Origin of the sequence: uncultured Caballeronia sp. (genome assembly GCF_964243625.1) — a bacterium.
In the GTDB taxonomy this organism is placed as follows: Bacteria; Pseudomonadota; Gammaproteobacteria; order Burkholderiales; family Burkholderiaceae; genus Caballeronia.
On sequence record NZ_CAXTGZ010000231.1, the window covers coordinates 1 to 8,773 of the forward strand.

Sequence of the window (8,773 nt, forward strand, 5' to 3'; positions counted from 1 at the left end):
GCACCGGCGTCGCCGGTTGCGTGAAACCCATGGCCAGCAGGACCAGATCGGCTTTCATTTCGAACTCCGATCCCGCCACTTCCTGCATCTTCCCGTCCTTCCATTCCACGCGCACGGCAATCAGCTTCTCGACCTTGCCGTTCTTGCCTTCGAAGCGCTTTGTCGCCACGGACCAATCGCGCTCGCAACCCTCATCATGCGACGACGACGTACGCAACTTGATCGGCCAGTACGGCCAGACGAGCGGCTTGTTCTCGACTTCAGGCGGCTGCGAAAGCAACTCGAACTGCGTCACGCTCTTCGCGCCATGCCGGTTCGACGTCCCCACGCAGTCCGAGCCCGTATCGCCGCCGCCGATCACCACGACATGCTTGCCCTTGGCAATCAACTGATCGGCAACCGTATCGCCCGCGTTGACCTTGTTCTGCAGCGGCAGGAATTCCATCGCGTAATGGATGCCCTGCATTTCGCGACCCGGCACCGGCAGGTCGCGCGGCGTTTCGGAACCGCCGGCAATGACGACGGCATCGAATTGTTCGCGCAGTTCGTCGGGCGTGATGGTTTCACGCGCCGTGTTCGCAATATGCCCCGGCAACGGATCCTTGCCGATAAACACATTCGTCCGGAACGCCACGCCTTCGGCTTCCATCTGGCGCATGCGGCGATCGATGAGCCATTTCTCCAGCTTGAAATCAGGAATGCCATAACGCAGCAATCCGCCAATGCGATCGTTCTTCTCGAACACCGTCACCTCGTGACCGGCGCGCGCAAGTTGCTGCGCAGCGGCCAATCCCGCAGGACCCGATCCAACCACGGCCACCTTCTTGCCGGTCTTGTGCTTCGACGGCAAAGGTGCAACCCAGCCTTCGGTCCAGGCTTTATCGATGATCGCGTGTTCGATCGACTTGATGCCGACGGCATCGTCATTGATACCGAGCGTGCACGCCGACTCGCACGGCGCCGGGCAAATGCGGCCCGTGAACTCGGGAAAGTTGTTCGTGGAATGCAGCACTTCAATGGCCGACTTCCAGTCCTGACGGAATACCAGATCGTTGAAATCCGGAATGATGTTGTTCACCGGACAGCCGTTGTTGCAGAACGGAATGCCGCAATCCATGCAGCGCGCGCTCTGGATCTTCGCGTTCTCGTCCGACAGTGCGTGAACAAATTCCTTGTAATGCTTGACGCGGGCGAGCGGCGCTTCATACGTCTCATGCTGGCGCTCGAACTCGAGAAAACCGGTTGCCTTGCCCATATGGTTCTCTTTCTCTGTATTGGGGGTTGATCCACCCCTCGGCGTCTGGCGCCGAAGGGCCGTACTAAGGATTAAGAAAGCTCAGGCGGCGATCGCGTCTTTCGCTTTCTTCGCGCCCAGCTCGCCGAGCGCCCGCTTGTATTCCGTCGGGAAGACCTTCACGAACTGACGGCGCGACGCATCCCAGTTCTCCAGCAAAGCCTTCGCGCGCGGCGAACCGGTGGTCTGGAAGTGCCGCTCGATCAGCCCCTTGAGCAACGCTTCGTCGGTCTGGCCGGTGTGCCACAAAGCGCGGTCGACCGTACGCTCCTGTTCGGCTTGCTGCAGGACCGGATCGAGCGCGACCATCGCCTTGTTGGCCTTGCCGCCGAACGTGCCGTCCGGATCGAAGACAAACGCCACGCCGCCCGACATGCCCGCGGCGAAGTTGCGCCCCGTTTCTCCGAGCACGACAACCGTGCCGCCAGTCATGTATTCGCAACCGTGATCGCCCGTGCCTTCGACAACCGCCGTCGCGCCCGAGTTACGCACGGCGAAACGCTCGCCCGCGACGCCGCGGAAATACGCTTCACCTTCAATCGCGCCGTACAGGACCGTGTTGCCGCAGATGATGTTTTCTTCCGACTTGCCACGGAAATCGTTCGTCGGGCGAATGATGATGCGGCCGCCCGACAAACCCTTGCCGACGTAGTCGTTGCCATCGCCGACGAGATCCAGCGTGATGCCCTTCGCCAGGAACGCGCCGAAACTTTGCCCAGCCGTACCCTTCAACTGGATATGGATGGAGTCATCGGCGAGACCGTCATGGCCGTGCTTGCGCGCAACGAGCCCCGACAACATTGCGCCGACCGTGCGGTTCACGTTACGTACCGGCTGGATGAACGAGACGTGCTCGCCCTTCTCGATCGCGGCCCGCGACTTCTCGATCAACACGTGATCCAGCGCCTTCTCAAGACCGTGGTCCTGCGTCTCGACGTGCTTCGTCGCGATGCTGCCGTCGTTCGGTACTTGATAGAACACCTTCGAGAAGTCCAGACCCTTCGCCTTCCAGTGCTCGACGCCCTTCTTCGTATCGAGCAATTCGGCGTGACCGATCAGGTCATCGAACTTGCGGATGCCCAGTTGCGCCATGATTTCCCGCACTTCTTCCGCGATGAAAAAGAAGAAGTTCACGACGTGTTCCGGCTGTCCCGTGAACTTGGCGCGCAGCACCGGATCTTGCGTTGCAACACCGACCGGGCACGTGTTCAGGTGACACTTGCGCATCATGATGCAACCCTGCACGACGAGCGGCGCGGTCGCGAAACCGAATTCATCGGCGCCGAGCAGCGCACCGATCACCACGTCGCGGCCGGTTTTCATCTGACCGTCGGCCTGCACGCGGATACGCCCGCGCAGACGGTTGAGCACGAGCGTCTGCTGCGTTTCAGCCAGACCCAGTTCCCACGGCGTGCCCGCATGCTTGAGCGATGACAACGGCGAAGCGCCCGTGCCGCCATCGTGGCCTGCGATCACGACGTGATCCGCCTTTGCCTTTGCAACGCCGGCGGCGACGGTTCCAACGCCCACTTCCGACACGAGCTTCACCGACACGCTCGACGACGAGTTTACGTTCTTCAGATCGTGAATGAGCTGCGCCAGGTCTTCGATGGAATAGATATCGTGGTGCGGCGGCGGCGAGATCAGGCCCACGCCCGGCACCGAATAGCGCAACTTGCCGATGTAATCGCTGACCTTGTGGCCCGGCAGTTGTCCGCCTTCGCCCGGCTTCGCGCCCTGCGCCATCTTGATCTGGATCTGATCAGCCGACGACAGATACTCGGCCGTCACGCCGAAACGTCCCGACGCCACCTGCTTGATCTTGGAGCGCAGCGAATCGCCATCCTTCAGCGGGATGTCGGTGACGACTTCGTCGCCGATGACCGAGCGCATGGTGTCGCCGTTCTTGATCGGAATGCCGCGCAGTTCGTTGCGATACCGGTTTGCATCTTCGCCGCCTTCACCCGTGTTCGACTTCCCGCCGATACGGTTCATGGCCACGGCCAGCGTCGCGTGCGCCTCCGTGCTGATGGAACCCAGCGACATCGCGCCCGTCGCAAAACGCTTGACGATTTCCTTCGCCGGTTCCACTTCATCGAGCGGAATCGCCTTGGTGGGATCGACCTTGAACTCGAACAGGCCACGGAACGTCATGTGACGCTTCGTCTGGTCGTTGATCAGGTGCGCATATTCCTTGTACGTCTGGTACGAATTGCTGCGCGTGGAATGCTGCAGCTTGGCGATGGCATCCGGCGTCCACATGTGCTCTTCACCGCGCACGCGATACGCATATTCACCGCCGGCATCGAGCATGGTCGCGAGGACCGGGTTCTCGCCAAACGCCTCACGATGCAAACGGATCGCTTCCTCGGCCACTTCGAAGATGCTGATACCGCCAACCTTCGATGCCGTGCCCTTGAAGTACTTCTCGACCAGATCGCTCGACAAACCGACGGCTTCGAAAATCTGCGCGCCCGTGTACGACATGTACGTGGAGATGCCCATCTTCGACATGACCTTGTACAAGCCCTTGCCCACGGCCTTCGTGTAGTTGTAGATGGCTTTGTCGGCGGAAAGATCGCCTTTCAGGCCTTCGGCCATTTGCGCGAGCGTTTCAAGCGCCAGGTACGGATGCACGGCTTCCGCGCCGTATGCAGCCAGCAACGCAAAGTGATGCGTCTCGCGCGCCGATCCCGTTTCCACGACCAGGCCCGTGCTCGTGCGCAGGCCATGCTGCACGAGATGCGTATGAATGGCGGACGTGGCGAGCAGCGCCGGAATGGCGAGATTGTCGCGATCCATCTTGCGATCCGACACGATCAACATGTTGTAGCCGGACTTCACTGCATCCACGGCTTCCGCGCACAGCGAGGCGAGGCGTGCTTCAACGCCTTCGTTGCCCCACACGACCGGATAGCAGATGCTCAGTTCGTACGAGCTGAACTTGCCGCCGGTGTATTTGTCGATGGCGCGAATCTTCGCGATGTCCTTGAAGTCGAGCACGGGCTGCGAGACTTCGAGACGCATCGTGGGGTTGATGTTGGTGGTGTCGAGCAAGTTCGGCTTCGGGCCGACGAACGACACCAGCGACATCACCATGTTCTCGCGGATCGGGTCGATCGGCGGGTTCGTCACTTGCGCGAACAACTGCTTGAAGTAGTGATACAGCGTCTTGTTCTTGTTGGACATGACCGCGAGCGGCGAGTCGTTGCCCATGGAACCGACGGCTTCTTCGCCCAGTTGCGCCATGGGGGCCATCAGGAACTTGACGTCTTCCTGCGTGTAGCCGAACGCCTGCTGACGATCCAGCAAAGCCGCGGCTTCGCGACGCTGGGTATCGACTTCTTCCGCCTTAGGTTCGATCTCGTCGAGCTTGATGCGCACAGCGTCGATCCAGCTCTTGTACGGCTTGCCGTTCGCGAGGTTGTCCTTGAGTTCCTTGTCGTCGATGATCCGGCCTTGCTCCATGTCGATCAGGAACATCTTGCCCGGCTGCAGACGCCACTTCTTCACGATCTTCGATTCCGGCACAGGCAGCACGCCCGCTTCCGATGCCAGGATGACGAGGTCGTCGTCCGTGATCACGTAGCGCGCCGGACGCAGGCCGTTACGGTCGAGCGTGGCGCCGATCTGGCGGCCATCGGTGAACGCGATTGCGGCGGGGCCGTCCCACGGCTCCATCATGGCCGCGTGATATTCGTAGAACGCACGACGGTTGTCGTCCATCAGCGTGTGCTGTTCCCAGGCTTCGGGAATCATCATCATCATGGCGTGGACGAGCGGGTAACCCGCCATCACGAGCAATTCGAGGCAGTTATCGAACGATGCCGTGTCCGACTGGCCCGGGTAGATCAGCGGCCAGAGTTTCGGCAGGTCGTCGCCCAGCACGTAGCTGGCGATCGCGCCAGTACGCGCGTTCAGCCAGTTGACGTTGCCCTTCACGGTGTTGATTTCACCGTTGTGCGCAATCATGCGGTACGGGTGCGCGAGTTCCCACGCAGGGAACGTGTTCGTGGAGAAACGCTGGTGCACGAGCGCAAGCGCCGACACCGTGCGGTCGTCCTGCAGGTCGCGGTAATACACGCCGACCTGGCCGGCCAGCAACAGGCCCTTGTAGACGATGGTGCGCGCTGACATCGACGGCACGAAGTATTCCTTGCCGTGCTTCAGCTTGAGCGCCTGGATGCGGTGGCTGGCGGTCTTGCGGATCACGTACAGCTTCCGCTCGAGCGCGTCGGTCACGACAATGTCCTTGCCGCGGCCGATGAAGATCTGCCGGATCAGCGGTTCGCTTGCTTTCACGGTCGGCGAAATTGGCATCGTGGCGTCGACGGGGACATCACGCCAGCCGAGCACGATCTGGCCTTCCGCCTTCACCGTGCGTTCGAGCTCCTGCTCGCACGCCAGACGCGATGCGTGTTCTTTCGGCAAAAAGATCATGCCGACGCCGTACTCGCCTTCCGGCGGCAACGTCACGCCCTGCTTCGCCATTTCCTCACGATAAAACCCGTCGGGGATCTGGATCAGGATGCCCGCGCCGTCGCCCATCAGCTTGTCGGCGCCAACAGCGCCCCGATGGTCGAGGTTTTCAAGGATCTTCAGACCCTGCTGGATGATTTCGTGGCGCTTCTTGCCTTTGATATGCGCAACGAAGCCAACGCCACACGAGTCGTGTTCGTTCTCAGGGTCGTACATGCCCTGAGCGGCGGGAGCGGAACCGAGAGTCGGCGGCAATTGATCGTTCATGGGTCACCGTGTTCTGTGGGGGGCCGAGAGCGGCCGTTGAACATGCTTTATGCGTTGCTCGTGCCACGGTCAGGGCAAGACCTGGAACCTGACGATCGACACGAAGCCGGTCGTACAACGGACGCAATGCGTCCCGAACCGCCGGAAAACGAAATATACGCGATCAATCAAACAGTTGGCAATGAAAACGCTATGATCTGGCACCTATTATCGAGTTGGTGCATGAAAACTTGATTTAATTGGTGTCATATCAAATTCGATGAAAATAAAACGGCATGCCGATTTTTGTCGTCATGCCGTTGGTTCATTCTTCAGTTCTTGCTCAAACGTCCGTTATTGCGTCTGTGGTGTTTCGCGAATCTTGCGGGGCCGGCCACGGGGCAGCGGCGAGACGCGCCGGTTGGCTGCGCGCGCCGCCCATTCGCGGTAAGAATCGCTGCCGAGCACCCAGCCCTTGAGTGTCGCTTGAAGGAGACGGTTGGCTTCGCGTTCATCGAGCGGTTGCTCGCACAACTCAAGATAAGCGCGCTGGCGCTCGAACGGAGTGTTGCCGAGCTTCCAGAAAAGCGCATGGTCGGTGATCAGGCTGTCGAGCGTCAGGCCGATGTGATGCCGGTAGCTCGACCACTTGTAGTCTTGCGGCGTGCCCGCGAGACCCGCCTGCACCGGCGCCATCTCGACCACGCGGCTTGCGAGCAGGAAGTAGGTTTCACCTTCGATCACCGTTGCGCGGTAGCGGCCCTCCCATAGCGTGCCGCGACGGGCGTACCGTCGGTTGAAGTGCGCGACGTAGCGCCTGCCGACCGCCTGCATCGCTTTGGGCAGACTTGCTTCGTCGCGGGGCGTGACGAGCAGGTGCACCGCGCCGGGCATGAGCGCGTAGGCGTGGATGGCGAGATTGTGGTCGCGGGAAGCCGTGCGCAGACATTCGATAAAAAGCTCGTAGTCCGGAGCATCGATGAAAGCGGGCTGCTGGTCGAGACCGCGCAAGATGACGTGCTGCGGCTGTTCGGGAACGTAGAGTCGTGCAAGCCGTGCCATTCTGGATTTTCCGTTGGTCGGGCGTTGATCGGTTTCGGGGAGTTCCGGCGGCGCTCCGGGGGTCCGTCTAAACGATATTCTGGGCCACCTTGAATTTTTTCGTTGAGATGCCGGCGATTCGCATCGACGAGGGAACTCAGGTGTACGAGACAGTTTTACGTATAGCGCTAACCCATTTGGAGCCGGCATTCCTCCTAGGGAAAACGCTTTGCGGTGAAACGTGGTTTGTTTCAATTGTTCTGTTCATAATTAGCGTGCTTTCTCGGAGGAGCACTCAATGAAAATAAAACAGGTAGTGACGGGGGTTGCAGCATTTACCTGCATCACGGGCGCAGCACATGCCCAGTCGGCAAATACTTTTTACTTCACCACAGGCTGGTTCCACTTTGCACCGCTCTCGAGCAGCGGTCCGCTCAAGGAGACCAGCGTGGGTGGATCGCCGGTTGGTATCGAGGTGCCCAACACGGGCGCCAGCCTCTCGAATGGTGATACGGCAGGTTTCACTGCGGGCTACTTCGTCACCGACCATATCGCCGGCGAGTTCGTACTCGGCATTCCGCCCAAGTTCGATCTCAAGGGTGACAAGAGTTACTCCGGTTACGGCACGATCGGAACGGCCAAGCAATGGAGTCCGACGTTTCTTCTGAAGTATTACTTCATGCAACCACAGGCCAAACTGCGCCCGTACGTGGGGATTGGCGTAACGCGGGTGTGGTTCACCGACGCCAAGATCACGAACACGGGATTTGAAAGCAACGTGCTGCATGGTCCGACCGACGTATCCACGGATCGTTCCTGGGCTCCCGTGTTTAATGCAGGTCTTACTTATTCGTTTTCGGAACACTGGTTCGCTGGCTTCTCACTCTCCTTCGTGCCCTTGCATGCCACTGCCAAGCTGACCACGCAAGCCCAGACGCCCGTTGGACCGCTGACCGTCAAGACCGAGGCGAAGCTCAGGCTGAATCCGATCGTGACGTATTTGAACGTTGGATACCGGTTCTGACGCTCCGGGTTGAAGCCATAGCAAGCAATAGCAAGAAACAAGCGCCGTCGCGGGTGAAACGCGGCGGCGCTTTGTATTCATCGGCTTGTAAAAATGACCCGGATATTGTGTCAACAGGCAGGTGCCAGCGCACTTTCTACCCTTTCGTCCTCTTTTCAATTGATCAGACGCCTTGCGCGGCAAGGCTTCAGCGCGCATTGTTGAACCCGACAAGTGAACCGGCATCCAACTTGCTCACCTCTAGCGTTTCCGCCAACTTAAGGTTGCGGCCCATCCACGATTCATCCATCGACGGAGCGATCCTATGAACGCCTTTCCCAATACGCGAGACGCCATCGGAGATTCATGGAACTCAACCAGCCGCCGTGCTCGCCGGATTTCACGGCACAGCAGCGACGCAGCGCAGGATATCGGCGGCGAACTTCGCACGCTGATTTCAGAGATTGAAGAAACGTTGTCAGAAGGGACATCGGCGGATGTCGCCGCGTTGCGTACCCAGTTGAGCAAAAGCGTGGATTCGGCGCGCGCCCGCTTGAACGACACTCAAGACGCAGTACGCGCCCGCGCCAACGCAGCGCTGACCGATGCGGACACCTATATTCACGAAAAACCCTGGCAGACCATTGCCCTGGTCGGTGGCCTCGCGCTCGTTGCAGGCGTGCTGCTGGCTCGCGCCCGATAAGTTTCAG

Annotated in this window: 5 protein-coding genes; 2 read left to right on the forward strand and 3 right to left on the reverse strand. The window is 60.0% G+C overall.

Features of this window, described 5'->3' with window-relative positions; translation table 11 throughout:
* The 3 genes from ACFFAR_RS16700 to ACFFAR_RS16710 form a co-directional block, all read right to left on the reverse strand.
* Positions 1-1,255: glutamate synthase subunit beta (locus ACFFAR_RS16700; RefSeq protein ID WP_375508152.1), on the reverse strand; the 1,255-nt coding region annotated here is incomplete at its 3' end.
* 81 nt (positions 1,256-1,336) lie between these two features.
* Positions 1,337-6,040, reverse strand: coding sequence for a glutamate synthase-related protein (locus ACFFAR_RS16705; RefSeq protein WP_062168120.1), 4,704 nt, complete (start codon positions 6,038-6,040; stop codon positions 1,337-1,339).
* 333 nt (positions 6,041-6,373) lie between these two features.
* Positions 6,374-7,081 (reverse strand): transposase, encoded by a 708-nt coding sequence (locus ACFFAR_RS16710; protein WP_062000457.1) that lies wholly within the window; start codon positions 7,079-7,081, stop codon positions 6,374-6,376.
* 277 nt (positions 7,082-7,358) lie between these two features.
* Here ACFFAR_RS16710 and ACFFAR_RS16715 point away from each other — a divergent pair, with 277 nt between their 5' ends.
* Entirely contained in the window at positions 7,359-8,084 is a 726-nt protein-coding gene (locus tag ACFFAR_RS16715) for an OmpW family protein (protein WP_062000458.1), read from the forward strand.
* Between the two features lie 304 nt (positions 8,085-8,388).
* Positions 8,389-8,766, forward strand: a complete 378-nt coding sequence (locus ACFFAR_RS16720; RefSeq protein WP_062168121.1) for a YqjD family protein — start codon at positions 8,389-8,391, stop codon at positions 8,764-8,766.
* Positions 8,767-8,773: the final 7 nt, after the last annotated feature.